The sequence below is a fragment of the Sulfurimonas sp. CVO genome (genome assembly GCF_009883775.1).
In the GTDB taxonomy this organism is placed as follows: domain Bacteria; phylum Campylobacterota; class Campylobacteria; order Campylobacterales; family Sulfurimonadaceae; genus Sulfurimonas; species Sulfurimonas xiamenensis.
Window position 1 is genome coordinate 1,013,189 of record NZ_CP033720.1, and the last position, 18,800, is coordinate 1,031,988.

Genomic DNA, 18,800 nt, shown 5'->3' on the forward strand with positions numbered 1-18,800 from the left:
GTCTTTTTGAGTGAACTCTTCAAACTTTTTCGAATGCATCAATATATAAAAAATCTATTTATCTTTATGCCGCTTCTGTTTTCATTCTCATTTTCAAATACAGATGATAATATTAACACTCTTTTGGCTTTTTTACTCTTCTCTATTTTAACAAGCAGTGTTTATATTTTTAATGATCTTTTAGATATTAAAGAAGACAGAGCACATCCAACTAAAAAAAATCGTCCTCTTGCAAAGGGAAGTGTTTCAAAGAAGAGTGCTGTTTTACTTATTTTACTGCTCTGTTCATCTTCCCTTCTTCTCTCTTTTGTATTAAACAGCACTCTTTTTTTTGTTTTGCTTACCTACTTTATTTTAAATATTTTTTACTCTATTAAGCTAAAACATATTGCCGTTTTAGATATATTTATCATCGCTACAGGTTTTGTTTTGCGCCTTTTTGCAGGCTGGGCTGTAACAGATATAGAACTCTCCATGTGGATAATTCTTATGACATTCCTTTTGGCACTTTTTTTGGCTCTTGCAAAAAGAAGAGATGATGTTCTTCTCTCGCTAGAAGGTCAGGAAACACGCAAAAACATTGACGGTTACAACCTTGAGTTTGTAAACGCATCTATGGTTTTAATGGCGGGCGTTGTAATTATGAGCTATATTTTATACACTATTTCACCCGAAGTTACAAAAAGACTCGACTCAAACTATCTTTATCTTACTTCTTTTTTTGTAATCCTTGGAGTTATCCGCTATATGCAGATAACTTTTGTAGAAGAAAATAGCGGCAATCCTACAAAAATAGTCATTGAAGATAAATTTTTAAAACTAACTATTCTTTCTTGGCTTATCTGTTTTATAGGAATTGTAAAACTAATATGATTGCCATCAGATACACGCTCTTTGCACTTCTCTCAACTGCGCTCAATATAGCGTTTCAATACATAAGCTTTCTGATTTATGAGGGATTTTTATCACTCTATATAGCGATGTTTGCCGGAACGGCTGCAGGCCTGATATCAAAATATATTTTAGATAAAAAATATATCTTTTTTCATATTCCAAAGAGTAAAAAGGATGATGGCAAAAAATTTTTTCTCTACTCACTTATGGGAGTTTTTACGACATTTATCTTTTGGGGCTTTGAGATTGGATTTGACACAATATTTGAAAATGAAAATGCAAAATACTTAGGCGCTCTTATTGGACTTAGTATAGGATATATAGTAAAATACTATCTTGATAAAAGATTTGTCTTTAAGGATTAGCCGTGAGTCTCTTTAGCTGGGGAATGTACCCAAAAATCATCACCAAAAAATTTGCTCTAAGAGATAGAGAGAGCTTAAAAAATTATCTAGAAAAAACTACCGAATTTATCCCTTACGGAAACGGCAGAAGCTACGGCGACAGCGCTTTAAATGAAAATATTATTTACTGCAAAAACTATAACAACTTTTTGGACTTTGATGAGCAAAACGGAATGCTTACATGCCAGGCCGGTGTGCTGCTGAGTGAGATTTTAGACTCTGTAGTAAAGCGCGGATGGTTTTTAAAAGTTACTCCCGGAACCAAACTTATTACCCTCGGCGGAGCGATTGCAAGTGATGTTCATGGAAAGAATCATCATATAGAGGGGTGTTTTAGCGAATGCGTAGAAGAGCTTACCATAATGCTTCCTAGCGGCAAGATACAGGTTTGCAAAAAAGGGGATGAACTCTTTTATGCAACATGCGGAGGCATGGGGCTTACAGGTGTTATTTTAAGTGCAAAAATTTCGCTAAAGAGAATCAACTCTAAAAATATAAATCAGACAACCATAAAAACAAAAAATCTGAAAGAGACTTTCGAAGCGTTTGAGAAGTATCAGGATATGCCCTACTCTGTTGCATGGATAGACTGCCTTGCAAAAGATGATGAAATAGGAAAATGCCTTCTTATGGTCGGCGATTTTGCGGATGACGGCGATTTGGACTACAGAAGCAAAAAGAAGCTCTCAATCGCATTCAACTTTCCGTCATTTACGCTCAACAACCTCAGCGTAAAGGCTTTTAACTGGCTCTACTATGCAAAAGCAAAAGATGGCGTATCCAAACAAAAGGTGGATATCAACTCCTTCTTTTATCCGCTGGACGCGATTGGGAACTGGAACAGAATTTATGGCAAAAACGGCTTTACTCAATATCAGTTTATCCTTCCAAAAGAGAGTAGTTTTGAGGGGTTAAAAGAGATTTTAAGTAAAATTTCCGCTTCAGGAAAAGGCTCATTTTTAGCCGTTTTAAAACTCTACGCAAAAGAGAACAACAACTATCTCTCTTTCCCGATGGAGGGGTACTCTCTTGCACTGGATTTTAAGATAGAAGAGGGAATTTTTGAACTTTTAAATGCTCTTGATGAAGTGGTAGTAAAATATGGAGGAAGAATCTATCTTACAAAAGATGTCCGCGTAAATAAAGAGACATTTGAAAAAGGGTATCCTCACATAGAGAAGTTTAGAGAGTTTAGAAAAAACAACGGTATGGATAAAAAATTAAATTCACTGCAGTCAAAAAGGGTTCAGATATGAGTTATGTTCTAATAATCGGCGCAAAAAGCGACATTGCCAAAGAGGTAGCCAGAGTCTATGCAAAAAACGGCTACAATCTCTTCTTGGCAGCTAGAGAAAGTGCATCTTTGGAGGATTTAAAACAGGATATCTATGTTAGAAGCGGCGTTGATGTAAAGCTTAAAGAGTTTGATGTAACGGCATACGATACTCATGAAAATTTTTATACCTCGCTTGAGGAGAAACCTCTCGGCGTTATTGTAGTCTCTGGCTATATGGCAGAGCAGAAAAGCGCGCAAAAAGAGTGGGATGAAACACTAAATACCATCAATGTAAACTATACAGGAGCCGTTAGCATCTTAAATATAATCGCAAATGATTTTGAAAAACACAGACGCGGTTTTATAGTAGGAGTCAGCTCTGTTGCAGGTGATAGAGGGAGAAAAGCAAACTATATCTATGGAAGTGCGAAAGCGGCTTTTTCAGCATATTTAAGCGGTCTAAGAAACAGACTTTATGAGAGCGGAGTATCTGTTTTAACTGTAAAACCAGGCTTTGTAAATACAAAAATGACAGAGAAGTTAGATTTGCCGCAAAATTTAACTGCAGAACCTGAAGATGTAGCAGAGGATATCTACAACGCACAGCAAAAAGGCAGAAATATCCTATACACAAAATCTATCTGGATGCTTATAATGTTGATTATTAAACATATTCCCGAATTTGTATTTAAAAAAATGAGCATATGATAAGCAGTTATAAAAAAGAGATACAGATTCTCTTTGCAATATTTGTATTTAAAATTGCAATTTTATTATTGCTTCCGCTAACGGGTGATGAAGCCTACTTTATCAAGTGGGCAGACAATCTAAGCATGGGCTATTATGACCATCCGCCGATGGTAGGCTGGATGCTGTATCTGATGAGTTTTATCAGTGATTCCCATATATTTTTTAGACTCTTTAGCGTTGTTACAACTTTTGCAGTCGCTTTTGTCATCTACAAAATTGCCCTGCTCTACAGCGTAGAGAAAAAAAGAGCTTTTTTCACATCACTTATCTTTTTGGCTTCGCCCGTTGATATTCTGCTTATACTTATGACAAATGATATCGCCCTGCTCTTTTTTAGCTCTTTTGGAGTGCTCTTTTTGCTCTACTCTTTGGAGAAAAAAGAGTGGTTAAGATACTCTCTTCTTGCAGGTCTATTTTTAGGCTCTGCGTTTTTAAGCAAATATTTTGCGGTTTTTTTGCTCTTTTCGCTGCTTCTTTTTTGTATCTTTATATATAGATCCAAAGCCATAAAAAGCATCTTAGTTGTCACCGCAGTTGTCTCTCTTTTTATCATCCAAAACCTCTACTTTAATTACAACAGCTGCTGGAACAACATACTCTTTAACTTCTTTGCCAGAACTGAGCACAACAGCTACAATATAGGCACAATTCTTGGCTATTTCGGGCTTATTTTTTACATACTAACCCCTTGGGGAGCCTATTTTTTACTAAAAACTAAATTTGAAAAAACAAAATTGTTCAAACTTTTAGTTTCTATACTCGGCATTGCTTTTTTCATCTTTTTGGTTGTCTCGCTTAAGAACAAAATCGGGCTTCACTGGTTTTTGATCTTTGTGCCATATATATTTCTTCTCTTTATATATTTAGATAGCGAAAAACAGCTCAAACTATTCAGATACAACGCAGTTTTTACATCTGTACATGCAGTACTTGTAATTGCTGTTTTACTGCTTCCGACCTCTCTTTTAAAAGAGCACAAAAAATACTCGGACATTGTTATGTATACTAAACCTGAAATGCTTTGCAGTGAACTTGCGAAGTTTAATGATGAGAGAATTTTTACACACAGCTACTCAAGCGCGTCCACTCTCTCCTACTACTGCAAAAGAGATATAACAGTTTTATTTAGCAACTCTAAATATGGACGCTTTGACGATAAACTCCTGGATGTAAGAACCTTATCAAACAAAGATATAACGCTTTTCGATAAAATAGAGATAAATAAAAATGAGTTAAATAAAGTATGCAGCTCTTATCTGCTTGAAACATTTGAAGTAGAGGGCGCAACATTTTATACAGCCACATGCAATAATTTTAATTATGATGCATATAAAAAGCTCTATCTTGATGTTCAAAATGAGAAGTTTTACAATATCCCATCTTGGCTGCCAGTAGGAGAATGTTACTTTAAGGATAGGTACTACAGATGAATCTAGCACTTTTTGATTTTGACGGCACTCTCACAAAAAAAGATTCGCTTGGTGAATTTTTAAAACATAGTGTCAGCAGAAAAGATTATATGGTAAATATGTTCAAGTTTCTCCCCTATTTCACGCTTTGGCAGCTGAAACTTATAAATAATGGAGTTGCAAAAGAGCATCTTTTTCGAATATTTTTTAAAGGCATAGATGAAGAGTTTTTTAAAAAAACTGCAACAGAATTCTCACTCAAAAAAATTGATTTTATCATCAGTAAAGAGAGAATCAAAATTTTAAAAAAACATCAGGCAAATGGCGACAGAGTTGTCATAGTATCAGCCTCGATGCAGTGCTGGCTGCAACCTTGGTGTGATAAAAATAACATAGAACTGCTCTCAACAAAACTAGAATTTAAAAATGGAACTTTTAGCGGCAAATTTTTAACTCCAAACTGTCACGGGATTGAAAAAGAAAACCGCATAAAAGCACACCTCAATCTGCAAGAGTATAAAACGATATATGCATACGGAGACAGCTCCGGAGACAAAGAGATGCTGGCACTTGCACACAAAAGCATACGCTACTAAGAAAAAATATTAAAAAAAAATTATTTATAGGATAATTAAGTATAAATTATTTACTTTTAGCTAAAATTTCAACTTACTATTTTGCAGAGGACTATATGTGAAAAAATTTAGAATAAACAAATTAATTATCTTATTTTCAATAATTTTGCTGCTCACAGGTTGTGCAAAAAAAGAGGAATTTATACTTTTTCAAACGGCACAAACAAACGAAAAAAACTCCAAACAAAATAAAGAAAAAACTCCTGAAATATGTCCAAAGCATGAAATATCATATAAAATCGCTCCGAGAGACAAGCTTGACATTCAAGTATTCAATTATTCAGAACTTACAACTAAAATCAATGTTGATTCTGATCCATCTGATAGAGCAACTACAGTTGCTTCAGATGGTACAGTGACTATGCCTTTATTGGGGCGTGTAAAAATATCTGAACTTACAAAAGAGGAAGCTTCACTTATGCTTCAGGAGCGCTATCGAGAATTTTTGAAACAGCCGGAAGTAAAAATTGAGATACTAAACCAGCGTATTTATGTTATCGGTGAAGTAAATAAGCCAGGCGTAGTGCCTCTTGTAGAAGAGTCTATAAGCCTTATCGAGGCTATAGCTCAGGCTGGAGATATCAATATATATGGAGAACGAAGATCTATAAAAATTATTCGCGGAGACCATCGCAACCCTACCATCTCTTCAGTAGATCTAACAAAATTAGCATCTTTGCAAACAAATGATTTGATGCTTACCCCGGGAAATGTCGTCTATGTAGAACCAAATAATATGAGGGCAACAAATGTAAATATTGGTGAATATCTACCAATGCTTCAGCTGGTTAATAGTATTTTATCGCCATTTACAAATATAAAATACTTAACCGATTAAGGAATATAATAAATATGTCAATTGAAACACAAAACAATGTTTATATTGAAGATGAAATAGATCTTAAACAACTTTTTGAGAGCTTATCAGAGAGGAAACTGACAATTATTTTTGTTTTTTTTATCACTCTTGCTTTTGGAATTGCTTTTGCTTATTTTGCACAGCCTATTTATAAAACATCAACAACTATTCAAGTCAAAACTAATGATAAACAACTTCAAACAGATATGCTTCAAGCGGCAATACAAGGTATGCCAAACACAGAAATTGATACAGAGTTAGGAATTTTACAATCTTATACTCTTATTAAAGAGGTACTCAATAATGTTGTGTTTGATATACGCTATTTCAAAAAAGAGAATTTTAAAACTTTAGAGGTATTTGTTGATGAAGCTCCATTTAAAGTACTTTATTCATATCCTGAAAACTCTGAATTTATAGGGAGAATGTTCTCTATCAAACCACTTGATACAGATACTTTTGAGTTAAGCACACTTGACTCTTGGAAAGATATAACAGGGCTTACGCAAAATCCAACATATAACGCAAAGCACAAATATAATGAAAAAATTATAAATGAACATTTTTCAATCACTATAAGCAAAAAGCGTGATTTCATAGATGAAGAGTACTTTTTTTCCTTTAATGACAAGAGATCTCTTATTGAAAATATGATTAAACCAAATCTATTTGCCAATATATTTATGAAAAATGGTTCCATTGTAGAGATTAGTTATGAAGACAATCTGCCGCAACGCGCACAAATATTTACAAATGCACTTGCAAATGCATATATTCAACAAAACATAAATATTAATACAGAAGAAGCAACTAAAAAACTCGATTTTATAGAGAAACAGATTGTAGAAATCAAATCAAATCTTGAAAAATCTGCTATAAATGTAGAACAATTCAAACAAAAATATGATTTAATGGATATTGCTACTCAAACACAAGCTTCAATGCAAAAACTTATCGTATATGATCAGGAATTAGCCCAAATAGAGATTGAAGAAGAACAGGCTAAGCGTGTTTTAGAACTATTAGAAACAGGAGATTTTTCGTCTCTTTCTATTGCACCGCTGCAGATTTCAGACCTGCTTATTAATTCTTTAATGCAAGCTTTAAGTGAGGCAGAGAGAGAAAGAAGATCTTTGTTGGTAGAATTTACCGAGCGTCATCCAGAGGTAATGAAAGTTACTCAAAATATCGCAAAAATTAAAAATGAGATTTTATCAAATATAAAAAGTCTTTATCAAGGCATTAAAAATCGTAGAGAATCAATAGAAAAAATTATTGAAAAAAATGAAGCATATTTCAAAAAACTTCCTGAAAAAGAACGCGAATATATAGATCTTATGCGTAAATTTCAAGTGAATGAAAATATGTACGCCTATTTATTAGAAAAACAGTATGAAGCATCAATTATCAAAGCTTCAAAAGTTTCAAATAGCCGTATCATAGATCCTGCACTTTTGCCACTTAAACCACTTAAACCAAAAATTTCACTTATTATAGCAGTTAGTGCAGTATTGGGTCTTATTCTTGGTATTATGATAGCACTTATAAGAAATGCCTTAGATAATACTATCAAAAATTATGAGGATATTACAAATGAGTCCAAAATTCCAGTTATTGGCTCAATTCCTTTTATAAAAGGCTACAAAGACACTTATCATGTAATACATAACGACCCTAAATCTGTCTATGCAGAGAGTTTTCGCGCTATAAGAACAAATCTTCAGTTTATGGCAACATACTCCAGCCATAAAACTATCATGATCAGCTCTACAATTCCTGCAGAAGGCAAGACAACGACATCTTCAAACTTAGGAGCAATTTTAGCTATGAGTGATAAAAAAACTATTATATTAAATCTTGACCTTCGTTTGCCTACATTACATAAAGTTTTTAATCTGCCAAATGATAGCGGAATGAGCAATTTTCTCTCTGGTCATACACAACCAGAAGAGATAATTCAAAATACAGAAATAACAAACCTTGATATCATCTCTTCGGGTCCGGTACCGCCGAATCCTTCCGAACTTATAATGAGCGAACGAATGAAAGAGATAATAGAGTTTTTAAAACAGAGTTATGATTATATTATTTTAGACACCCCGCCACTTGGACTAGTAACAGATGCAACTATTTTAGCTAATCTTGCGGATATTACACTATTAGTTGTAAAATCAAACTATGCTAAAAAAGGATTTGTAACAAATTTTGAAAAAACTGCAAAAGCACACAATATTAAAAATACAGGAATTATTCTCAATGCTTTACTTAGAAAAAAAGCCTATTCAGGTTACGGGTATGGAGGTTATGGATATGGAGGTTACGGGTATGGTGAGTACGGATATGAAAAAAGATCAAAGAAATCATGGTTCAAACATTTATTAAAAATTTGAAAAGTACTTTTCCTTTTTATTCAAAAGATAAAAAGGCATCTTCTTTGAATCTCTCTTCATTGGTCGTAGATGTTCATTCTCATCTAATTCCTGGAATTGATGATGGAGCTAAAAATATGCAAGAGTCTCTTGAGCTTATCAAAGAACTTTCAGATCTTGGCTATCGCAAATTAATAATTACTCCGCACATCATGTATGATACATATCGCAATAATTCTAAAGATATCATACAAAAACTTGATGATTTGCGCGTAAACATATCAAAGAATAACTTAAAAATTGAAATCGAATGTGCCGCAGAATACTATCTTGATGAACATTTTATTCAATTGCTCAAAAACAAAGATATATTAACATTTGGTTCAAACTATTTACTTTTTGAAACTTCTTATATAGCACGACCTTACGCTTTACATGAGCAAATATTTTTAATGAAATCTTTAGGATACAAACCTGTATTAGCTCATCCTGAAAGATATCTTTATATGCATAATGATTTTAAAGAGTATAAACGCGTTAAAGATATGGGAGTATTTTTTCAAATCAATTTAAATTCATTAATAGGATATTACAGCTCTCCTGTTAAAAAGGCAGTCGAGTGGCTTGTCGACAATGGTCTTGTTGATTTTGCCGGAAGCGATACACATAAAATGCGCCATATTGACTTTCTAAAAAAAGTTGAAACAAGCTCCAGTTTTCAAAACCTTTTTTTAAAAAACAAATTGCTAAATGAAACTTTATTATAAAATCAAATAATTAAAAAATTTAAATTATTAATATTTTCAAAAACATAAATAAATGCCGACATAAACTGCTCTTTACTTTTTTTTAGTATAATCTTAAAATTTTTTATTTTTGAAGGTAGAGAGATAACTATATGATAAATTATCAAAATATTAGACCTTGGTTGTACAAACTAGACCCGGAGAGTGCTCATCATCTTGCAGAATTTGTACTTAGATTGCCAAATATATGTCAAATACCTTTTAACTCGTTTTTAGAGTCTCACTTCGTAACAAATGAAGTATTAAAGCAAGAGCTTTTTGGCCGTACTTTTTTAAATCCTGTCGGGCTTGGTGCAGGATTTGATAAAAATGCCACTATGATTCGCGGTATACAGATACTTGGATTTGGATATACTGAGATAGGCACTGTTACGCCTAAACCGCAGCCTGGAAATCCAAAACCCAGAATGTTCCGTCATATCGAGGAAGAGAGCATACAAAATGCTATGGGATTTAACAATGAAGGTCTCTTAAAAGTTCAAAAAAGATTGAAGCAGAGATATCCTTTTACTACGCCAATCGGCATAAATATTGGCAAAAACAAAATTACGCCTGAAGCTGAGGCTATCAATGACTATATAACACTTATAAAAGCGCTTCATGAACTAGGTGATTATCTGGTTATAAATATCTCATCTCCAAATACGCCGGGATTGCGTAATTTGCAAAACGAAGAGTTTATAACAAGGCTTTTTGAGGAGGCGAAGACGATAACTTCCAAGCCTATTTTACTAAAAATTGCACCAGATATGAGCAAAGAAGATGCCGTTGCACTTACATCACTTGCAGTTGAAAAAGGGGCTGATGGTATCATTGCTACAAATACGACCATAGACTACTCACTCGTAAAAAATCCAAAAGATATTGGCGGACTAAGCGGTGCTGTTTTAAAAGAGAAAAGTTTTGAGATATTTGAAGCGGTAGCAAAAGAGCTTTACGGCAAAACTACACTTATCTCTGTCGGCGGAATAGACTCTGCAAAAGAGGCATATAGACGCATAAAAGCGGGTGCTTCTCTAGTTCAGATATACAGCGGACTTATCTTCCATGGGCCCGATATGATAAAAAACATAAACACAGAACTTACAGAGCTTATAAAAGCTGATGGATATACAAATATTACAGAAGCAATAGGAAGTGAGAGAAAATGAAAATTCTCTTAACACTCACACTAATTTTAGGAACTTTAATGGCATCGTCACTACCAAAATATGAAACAAAAACTCTAGAAAACGGACTGCAAATCGTTGTAATTCCTCTTAAAAACAACACAAATGTTATCAGTACGGATATTTTCTACAAAGTCGGAAGCAGAAATGAGATTTTAGGCAAAACCGGAATCGCCCATATGTTAGAGCATATGAACTTTAAATCCACAAAAAACCTCAATGCAGGCGAATTTGATAAAGAAGTTAAAAGCATAGGCGGAGTAAACAATGCTTCAACAAGTTTTGATTATACGCACTACTATATCAAATCAAGCACACAAAACCTTGACAAATCACTTGAACTATATGCCGAGCTTATGCAAAATCTAAACCTTAAAGACGAAGAGTTTCAACCTGAACGCGATGTTGTAGCTGAAGAGAGACGCTGGAGAACAGACAACTCTCCGCTTGGTTATCTCTACTTTGCAATGTTCAACAATGCTTATGTTTATCATCCGTACCACTGGACACCGATAGGTTTTATGAATGATATCCAAACATGGACGATAGATGACATAAGAGAGTTTCATAAAACATACTATCAGCCAAATAATGCGATTCTTATGGTAACTGGCGATATAGAACCAAAAGAGGTCTTTGCAAAAGCACAAAAAATGTTTGGCGACATTAAGAACAAAACTGAAATTCCAGAATTTAAATTTGTAGAACCTGAACAAAACGGTCCAAAAAGAGTAACTATCAAAAAAGAGAGTGAAGTTGAGATGATTGCTATCACTTTTCATATTCCAGACTTCAGAGATGAAGATCAGGTAACACTTAGTGCCATATCTGAAATACTGTTCTCAGGCAAAAGTTCAAGACTCTACAAAGAGCTGATGGATAAAAAACATCTTGTAAACAGCGTATACGCTTACAATATGGAAAATATAGATCCGGGTCTTTTTATTTTTCTAGCAACATGCAACCAAGATGTAAAAGCTGAAGATGTAGAAAAAGAGCTTATTAAACAGATAGAGCTTATAAAAAATGAAAAAGTAACTAAAGAGGAGATTGAGAAAGTAAAAATCAACACTAAAGCTGATTTTATCTACTCTTTGGAGAGTTCTACATCTGTTGCAAATCTCTTTGGAAGCTATCTTGTGCGCGGTGACCTGAAACCACTTTTGACATATGAAGAAAATATTGAAAAAATTACTCAAGAAAAAGTTCAAGAGGTCGCAAACAAGTACTTTAACTTCGACAAATCAACAACACTTATTTTAAAAAAAGGGAATTAAATGAATATAGTAACAGGTTCAACAACTGCACTTATTACTCCATTTAAAAATGGAAAATTGGATGAGCAGACTTATGCTGATCTAATCAAAAGACAAATCAACAACGGCATTAACGCAGTCTGCCCGGTTGGAACAACTGGAGAGAGTGCTACACTTACTTACGAAGAAGATAAAAGATGTATGGAGATAGCTGTAGAGGTCTGCAAAGGAACAGATACAAAAGTTCTGGCAGGAGCAGGAAGCAACGCAACGGCAGAAGCGATAGAGGCAGCAAAAACAGCACAAAAATGCGGAGTCGATGCTATCTTTTCTGTTGCACCTTACTATGTTAAACCATCTCAAGAAGGTCTTTATCAACACTACAAAGCGGTGGCACAGGCAGTTCCTGATCTTCCGTTTATGCTCTATAATGTTCCTGGCCGTACAGTTGTTGATATAAGTGCAGATACTGTTATCAGACTTTTTGACGATGTCAAAAATATCTACGGAATCAAAGAAGCAACAGGAAGTATAGAGCGAAGCATTGAACTGCTCTCACGCAGACCTGATCTTAAGGTTTTTAGTGGTGATGATGCTATCGACTACCCTATTCTTGCAAATGGCGGAGCAGGCATAACCTCTGTTACGGCGAATCTGCTTCCTGATTTAAAAAGCGAACTTGTTGCCAAAGCTTTAAGTGGTGATTTTTTAGGTTCAAAAGCTATTAATGATAAACTATTCCCAATAAATAAAGCGCTATTTTTAGAGTCTAATCCTATAATGATAAAAGCTGCTATGTATATTGCAGGACTTATTGAGACACTAGAGTATAGGCTTCCACTTGTTGCTCCTAGTGCGCAAAATATGAAAATACTCGAAGAAGTTATGAAAAATTATGAAATCAAAGGATTATAATATGAAAGGAAAAACTCTTTTTGTAAGCGGCGGAACACGGGGAATCGGAAAAGCAATTGTTTATGCTTTTGCCAAAAAAGGGTGTAATGTTGCATTTACATATGCAACAAGTGCGGAAACGGCAGATAAAATTATCGCTGATATAGAATCAAAATATGGCGTAAAAGCTTGCGCTTATGCACTCAATATACTAGAGCCTGAAAAATATAAAGATGTTTTTGCAAACTTTGATAAAGATTTTGAGAGACTCGATTTTTTTATATCAAATGCAATTATTTCAGGCCGTGCTGTTGTCGGCGGTTTTGGTCCATTTATGAGACTCAAACCTAAGGGTCTTAATAACATATATATAGCAACAGTTGATGCTTTTGTAGTAGGTGCTCAAGAGGCAGCAAAGAGAATGGAGAAAATAGGCGGAGGAAGCATCATAAGCATGAGTTCAACCGGTAATCTTATCTATACTCAAAATTATGCAGGACATGGTACAAACAAAGCCGCTGTAGAAACAATGGTTCGTTACGCTGCAGCGGAACTGGGTGATAAAAACATCAGAGTAAATGCGGTAAGCGGAGGACCGATTGACACAGATGCGCTTAAAGCTTTTCCAAACTATGAAGAGGTAAAATCAGAAGTCGTAAAGCGTTCCCCACTCTCTCGCATGGGACAACCTGAGGATCTAACAGGTGCTTGCCTTTTTCTTTGCTCAGATGCATCATCATGGCTTACAGGTCAAACAATCGTTGTTGACGGCGGAACTACTTTTCAGTAACATATATACCCATTGAGTAAATATTTTTTAGAAAAATATTTACTCATATGATGTTATCATCTGTTTTATGAAAAATATAAAAAAATCCATAGAATCATTAAATCTTATCTATTATGAGTATGATAAAAAAAGCAACTCTTTTATACTGGACAAAAATTTTTCCAATGAACATATCTATGAAGAGCTAATAAAAATCACACATTTTCTTAGTAAAAATCATATTCCTTTTTTTATTAATGAAAACAAATCATTGGTTTTAAATAGCAAAGATTCATTAACATCAAAAATTAAAAGATATATAAACTCATTTGTACAAAAAATCAAAAACAGCAACTTAAATATCTATATACTCAGTGATAAAAAGGTCAAATGGGCTAAAAATTTACCGGTTATTAAAATAGAAACGATTAAAACAAATATCGATTTTTCTAGCTATGATGCACTTATTTTTACATCAAAAAATGCTATTTACTCACTAGATTCTTATACACATGCATGGAAAACAAAACCTCTGTATGTTATTGCTCCAGAAACTGCAAAAATTGCCAGCGATATGGGAGGAAAATTAAAATTTGTTGGTAAAGAAAAACATGGAAATGAATTTGCAGCAGAATTAATTCCTCTTTTAAAAAACAAAAAAGTTCTCTATATAAGAGGTTCGAGAGTTGTTTCAGACATGGTAGATATTCTTCATTCTAATGATATTGTTTGTGATGAAGCAATTGTTTATAAAACAGTTTGTATTAACTTTAAAAAGAAGATAAAACTTCCAAAAAAATCTGTTATTATTTTTTCTTCTCCATCAACAATAGAGTGTTTTTTAAAAAATGCCACTTGGGATCCAAGCTACAAAGCAATCTCTATCGGGCATACAACAAAAAAATTTTTTCCATCTTATATAAAACCGACTCTTTCTGAGACAGCGTCTTTAGATTCTTGTGTAAAAAAAGCCATTGAACTAAGTAGATAAAAATTAATGTATAATACTTTTATACCATATTTTAAAGGGGATTTTTTATGAAATCTATAAAAACATTGACAAAAGTTACATTATCTATTCTTATATTTGGTGTTAGTGTAGCAGCAGAACCAAATCTTCCTTCACCGGTTGAAGATGTTGTTAAAATGGAAAAAATGGCAGGCTCCGTAGGAGCATTTACAACAAAAGAAAGTTTTCCAAAAGACTATTTTTTAATGCCGAAAAATCTTCCATATTTAGTCGGAATGACACTTTATGACTCCTCTAGCTCCAATTTAGAGCTTTCAGAAGAACAGATCAATGCTATTCTTAAAATAAAAAAAGAGTTGATGTCAGAAGCCGCGAAAAAAGCTTTAGTTGTTAAAAAACTTGAACTTGAGCTTATGCAAAAAGTCTCTTTTAAACACAAAACTCCAAAGATGAGTGAGTTTTACCCTATGGTTGATGAGATAGCAAAATTAAGAGCTGAACTTACGAAAATACATTTAAATTGTATCGAAAAGGTAAAAGCAGTACTTACAGAAGAGCAGTTTGAAGAGATGCTTGACTACGGTGTTGTAAATATGTTTTAAAGTATATCGCATTTGGCGATATACTTATGCTACTTTATTTCAATCTTCTTAGCAGAATTTTCTTCTATTTGAAGTTTTGGAATAACAACTTCTAAAACACCGTCTTCACAAGATGCACTAATATTTTCTAAATCCACTTTTTCAGGCAGTGTAAAACTTCTTTGAAATTTTCCATAACTGCTCTCTATTTTATAATACTCATCCTTTTTTATTTCACTCTTTGTTTCTCTTTTCCCTGATATAATAAGTATATTATCTTTAACATCTACATTTATATCCTCTTTTTTAACTCCAGGCAAGTCAACATCTATATGATATGCTTCTTTGCCCTCTCTAGTATTCACAGCTGGCTTAAAATCAACTAAAACATTCATATCTTCTCTTTTTTCAAAAGAATTTAAAAAATCATTAAACAAATCAATCTCTTTTTGTTTTTTATATAGATCTACTGGATTAAAATATCTTGAAATTAACATTACAAACTCCTTTTTTTTAAATCAATGAAATGATATAAAATTTAAAAATATTATTTTGCTACTTAAGTAGCATTTTCGTTGTTTTATCTAAAAGTTTTTGAAAATTTTTTACTCTAATGTTTTTTCTGCTTGTTTGTATAATATTTTCAGATTTTAGCTGTTTTAAAACTCTCTCAAGTACATGTCTTACTGTTCCAAGAAGTTTTGAAACTTCACTATTTGAAAGATTTTGCAGCAATCTATATTTAAATTTATTGTTTGGATTTAAATTTTCAATAAGCAGATGTATTAATCTGTCTTTTACATCATACAAAGACAACTCTGTTGCTAAATCTTCGATATATCTCATTTTAGAAGCAATATATGGGAAAAAAATTTTATTGAAAGTAGGATTGTTGTTTATCCAGTACCTTACTCTCTCGATAGGCAGTCGTAAAACTCTGCAGTCTTGTAAAACTTCATATATAACTTCATGCGGTTTTTCATCCAACAGAGATATAACATCAAACATATCTCCTCTTTGATAGATAAAAATAGTCTGCTCTTTAGAGTTTTCAAAATTGATCTGATATGTTTTTATTTTTCCATCTAGAACTATATAAAAATAATTTAACAAATCATCAGAAGAAAATGCACAAGAGCCTTTGGAGTACTCCAAAGTTTTTGAGTATTTATAAAAATCATCTTTAAACTCTTTGTCAACATTATGAAGCAGCTCAATTTCAAAAGATTTTGTTTTCATTTAAATTATCCATTGTATATTTTGATATAATTTATACAATTTTATACTTTAAAAGGAAATTTTTCAATGTCAGTACTATTAGAATTCAGCATGTTTCCGACATCCAATGAGTGTGTAGATGGTTCTTCAGTATCGAGCTATGTTAGTAAAATTATCGATGCAATTGATAAATCAGGGGTGTCTTACCGATTAACTCCTATGGGAACCGTAATTGAGACAGAAACTATGAAAGAAGCATTGGCTATTATAGAGCTGGCGTATAAACAGCTTCAAGATTGCGATAGAGTCTACTCATCGTTAAAATTTGACATTAGAAAAAACACAAAAAACAGACTCAAAACAAAGATTGCCTCTGTCGAAAAAATTTTAAAAAGAGAAATAAATCACTAAACAGGCAGATATTGTTATTTATATATTTTTAAAAATGTCATTGGATTCTCTGAATCTATATTTTCATACTTTTTAAAATCATTAAATCCTGCTATTTTGCATAAACTTATCAACTCATCAAGAGAGTAAAATTTTGCATTGGCATAAAACTTACTCTTTTTTTTACTCTCCTCATACTGTTTTCCAAGTTCTGATTTTTTGTCTATAAAACCTATAATCAAAAAACCTCCATCTTTAATAACTCTAAAAGCTTCTTTCAAAGATTTTTTCGGGTTTTTTATAAAACAAATAGATGTTATCATCATTGCAAAATCAAATGTTTGTGATTTAAACGGAAGATCTTCTGCAATACCATTCATAACATTCAAGCCTTTGGAGAGTGCTATTTTTCTCATCTCACTGGAAGGCTCAATACCTATTACAATATTGGGTTTTATAGCAAACCTGCCACTTCCCATTCCAATCTCTAAACCATTTTGAGTATCGCCTATGATATCTTTTACAATTTTTAACTCATTTTGATACAATAAATCATTCTTTTCAAACCACTCTTCATACTCTTTTGAATACTTTTGAAAAGATTCTATATTGGCTGTTTTACTCATTTGGCTTACTCTTGCGTACAAAATTACAAAAACTTTTTTGTTTTAAAATTATAAATTTTTCTATCTCTTTACTATCTTTAAAATTTAACATTTTAAGAGCTTTAAAATTCGAAGTATAATACCTAAACTATACTTTAATTTTATTTTTCAAGATAGCGTGACGACTCACTTTATAAATTAAGCTGCTTAAGTTTTTTCGTGTTAAAATACAAAATAAATAAAAAAGGTAGAAGATGCTTATTCCAACTGATTTACTAAAAGATAAAAAGATACTTTTGGGTGTTACCGGCTCAATTGCAGTATACAAATCGCTTGAACTTGTGCGGTTGCTGACAAAAGCTGGTGCCCAGGTAAAGGTTGTAATGAGTGAAGCTGCAAAAAAATTTGTAACGCCTCTATCTTTTGAAACACTTACCTCAAATCAGGTTTTAGATGACACTAATGAATCATGGACAGATAACAGCAATCATAACCACATAAAAGCCGGAGAATGGGCAGATCTATTTCTAATAGCTCCGGCGACTGCAAACACCATTGCAAAATTAGCAAATGCTATAGCTGATAATATGCTCTCGCAATGTGCTTTAGCCTATCCGCATGTAAAAATAATCGCTCCTTCGGCAAATACAAATATGCTGGAAAATCCAATTACAAAAGCTAACTTAAAGATGCTTGGCATTGCCAACTACGAAATTATAGATACGCAGGTAAAAGAGCTGGCATGCAAAAGCGTCGGAAGCGGGGCTATGGCTGAACCGCAGGAAATTTTCTGGCACTGCGCAAAAGCTCTCCTTAAAGATGAATTTTGGGAGGACAGAAGAGTAATTGTTACAGGCGGCGGAACTGTTGAAAAGATAGATGATGTTCGTTTTATATCAAATTTTTCAAGTGGGAAAATGGCTTCTGCTTTAGCTGCTGCTCTTTATTGCAAAGGTGCAGATGTCAATCTTATTTCTACAAAATTTGACAAAGACCTGCCTCAAGATTTATATAAGATCGATGTAGAAAGTTCTTCAGAAATGTTGGAGTATTTAACAGACTCTATTCGTATAGCCAAAAAGGGCAAACTCTCAAAAGCGACACTTATGCGAGATGAAAAAATTCATATTATTCAAAAAAAACCATATCTCTTTATGGCAGCTGCAGTGAGTGACTATATTGCATCATATCCACAGAATGGAAAATTAAAAAAAGAGTCCCTTGGCAGTGAATGGGATTTAAAATTAAAACAAAATATCGATATTTTGAATTCTATAGATAAGAATGATATTGTTACCGTCGGTTTTAAAGCTGAAATGGATGAAAAAAACGGCGTTGCCAATGCTTCTAAAATGATTGACAAGAAAGGGATTGATGCAGTTTGTTTAAATATTTTAAAAGACTCTTCAAGCTTTGGAACGAATACAAACAAAATAGAGTTTATTCTGCCGGATAAAATCGAATCAATTCCTCTCTTGGATAAATTGAGTGTCGCATTTAAAATTTTAGAGCATGCAAAGAAATTATAAATATATTAAAATTAAAT

General features: G+C 33.2%; 20 protein-coding genes. 17 read left to right on the forward strand and 3 right to left on the reverse strand.

Annotated features, from left to right (window positions below):
* Positions 1-33: 33 nt before the first annotated feature.
* The 15 genes from CVO_RS05145 (at position 34) to CVO_RS05215 (ending at position 15,062) form a co-directional block, all read left to right on the forward strand.
* Complete coding sequence (locus tag CVO_RS05145; RefSeq protein WP_241690937.1) at positions 34-873, forward strand: UbiA prenyltransferase family protein; 840 nt, start codon at positions 34-36, stop codon at positions 871-873.
* On the forward strand, positions 870-1,259 hold the full coding sequence (locus CVO_RS05150) for a GtrA family protein (RefSeq protein ID WP_159570523.1): 390 nt from the start codon (positions 870-872) through the stop codon (positions 1,257-1,259). The genes CVO_RS05145 and CVO_RS05150 overlap by 4 nt, the downstream gene beginning before the upstream one ends.
* A 2-nt stretch (positions 1,260-1,261) precedes the next feature.
* Positions 1,262-2,554 (forward strand): FAD-binding oxidoreductase, encoded by a 1,293-nt coding sequence (locus CVO_RS05155; RefSeq protein ID WP_159570526.1) that lies wholly within the window; start codon positions 1,262-1,264, stop codon positions 2,552-2,554.
* Positions 2,551-3,282, forward strand: coding sequence for an SDR family oxidoreductase (locus CVO_RS05160; protein ID WP_159570529.1), 732 nt, complete (start codon positions 2,551-2,553; stop codon positions 3,280-3,282). The genes CVO_RS05155 and CVO_RS05160 overlap by 4 nt, the downstream gene beginning before the upstream one ends.
* On the forward strand, positions 3,279-4,754 hold the full coding sequence (locus CVO_RS05165; RefSeq protein WP_159570532.1) for an ArnT family glycosyltransferase: 1,476 nt from the start codon (positions 3,279-3,281) through the stop codon (positions 4,752-4,754). The genes CVO_RS05160 and CVO_RS05165 overlap by 4 nt, the downstream gene beginning before the upstream one ends.
* On the forward strand, positions 4,751-5,329 hold the full coding sequence (locus CVO_RS05170; protein ID WP_159570535.1) for an HAD family hydrolase: 579 nt from the start codon (positions 4,751-4,753) through the stop codon (positions 5,327-5,329). Before CVO_RS05165 ends, CVO_RS05170 begins: the two co-directional genes overlap by 4 nt.
* A 97-nt stretch (positions 5,330-5,426) precedes the next feature.
* The gene (locus CVO_RS05175; RefSeq protein ID WP_152299251.1) at positions 5,427-6,206 is read left to right on the forward strand and encodes a polysaccharide biosynthesis/export family protein; all 780 of its coding nucleotides are present in this window, start codon (positions 5,427-5,429) and stop codon (positions 6,204-6,206) included.
* Positions 6,207-6,220: 14 nt separating this feature from the next.
* Positions 6,221-8,617, forward strand: a complete 2,397-nt coding sequence (locus CVO_RS05180) for a GumC family protein (RefSeq protein WP_159570538.1) — start codon at positions 6,221-6,223, stop codon at positions 8,615-8,617.
* Complete coding sequence (locus CVO_RS05185) at positions 8,590-9,363, forward strand: tyrosine-protein phosphatase (protein WP_206672412.1); 774 nt, start codon at positions 8,590-8,592, stop codon at positions 9,361-9,363. The genes CVO_RS05180 and CVO_RS05185 overlap by 28 nt, the downstream gene beginning before the upstream one ends.
* Positions 9,364-9,494: 131 nt before the next feature.
* Entirely contained in the window at positions 9,495-10,553 is a 1,059-nt protein-coding gene (locus CVO_RS05190; RefSeq protein WP_152299248.1) for a quinone-dependent dihydroorotate dehydrogenase, read from the forward strand.
* The gene (locus tag CVO_RS05195) at positions 10,550-11,848 is read left to right on the forward strand and encodes a M16 family metallopeptidase (protein ID WP_188093927.1); all 1,299 of its coding nucleotides are present in this window, start codon (positions 10,550-10,552) and stop codon (positions 11,846-11,848) included. Before CVO_RS05190 ends, CVO_RS05195 begins: the two co-directional genes overlap by 4 nt.
* Positions 11,849-12,742 (forward strand): 4-hydroxy-tetrahydrodipicolinate synthase, encoded by an 894-nt coding sequence (gene dapA, locus CVO_RS05200; protein ID WP_152299247.1) that lies wholly within the window; start codon positions 11,849-11,851, stop codon positions 12,740-12,742. It begins immediately after the preceding gene.
* Between the two features lies 1 nt (position 12,743).
* Positions 12,744-13,511, forward strand: a complete 768-nt coding sequence (locus CVO_RS05205; RefSeq protein ID WP_188093751.1) for an enoyl-ACP reductase — start codon at positions 12,744-12,746, stop codon at positions 13,509-13,511.
* 67 nt (positions 13,512-13,578) lie between these two features.
* Positions 13,579-14,481 (forward strand): uroporphyrinogen-III synthase, encoded by a 903-nt coding sequence (locus CVO_RS05210; RefSeq protein WP_152299245.1) that lies wholly within the window; start codon positions 13,579-13,581, stop codon positions 14,479-14,481.
* Between the two features lie 47 nt (positions 14,482-14,528).
* A complete protein-coding gene (locus tag CVO_RS05215) occupies positions 14,529-15,062 on the forward strand; it encodes a hypothetical protein (protein ID WP_159570541.1) in 534 nt (177 codons plus the stop codon).
* Between the two features lie 29 nt (positions 15,063-15,091).
* Here the strand turns inward: CVO_RS05215 and CVO_RS05220 are convergent, their stop codons facing one another.
* Complete coding sequence (locus CVO_RS05220; RefSeq protein WP_152299243.1) at positions 15,092-15,538, reverse strand: Hsp20/alpha crystallin family protein; 447 nt, start codon at positions 15,536-15,538, stop codon at positions 15,092-15,094.
* A gap of 58 nt (positions 15,539-15,596) precedes the next feature.
* Positions 15,597-16,280: a Crp/Fnr family transcriptional regulator gene (locus CVO_RS05225; protein ID WP_152299242.1), complete on the reverse strand. Its 684-nt coding sequence runs from the start codon at positions 16,278-16,280 to the stop codon at positions 15,597-15,599.
* 66 nt (positions 16,281-16,346) lie between these two features.
* Between CVO_RS05225 and CVO_RS05230 the strand changes: the two genes are divergently transcribed.
* Positions 16,347-16,670: an MTH1187 family thiamine-binding protein gene (locus CVO_RS05230; RefSeq protein WP_152299241.1), complete on the forward strand. Its 324-nt coding sequence runs from the start codon at positions 16,347-16,349 to the stop codon at positions 16,668-16,670.
* Positions 16,671-16,684: 14 nt separating this feature from the next.
* Here the strand turns inward: CVO_RS05230 and CVO_RS05235 are convergent, their stop codons facing one another.
* Positions 16,685-17,275, reverse strand: a complete 591-nt coding sequence (locus CVO_RS05235) for a class I SAM-dependent methyltransferase (protein WP_152299240.1) — start codon at positions 17,273-17,275, stop codon at positions 16,685-16,687.
* Positions 17,276-17,508: 233 nt separating this feature from the next.
* On the opposite strand from CVO_RS05235, the gene coaBC reads away from it, so the two are divergent.
* The gene (coaBC, locus tag CVO_RS05240) at positions 17,509-18,783 is read left to right on the forward strand and encodes a bifunctional phosphopantothenoylcysteine decarboxylase/phosphopantothenate--cysteine ligase CoaBC (RefSeq protein ID WP_159570544.1); all 1,275 of its coding nucleotides are present in this window, start codon (positions 17,509-17,511) and stop codon (positions 18,781-18,783) included.
* Positions 18,784-18,800: the final 17 nt, after the last annotated feature.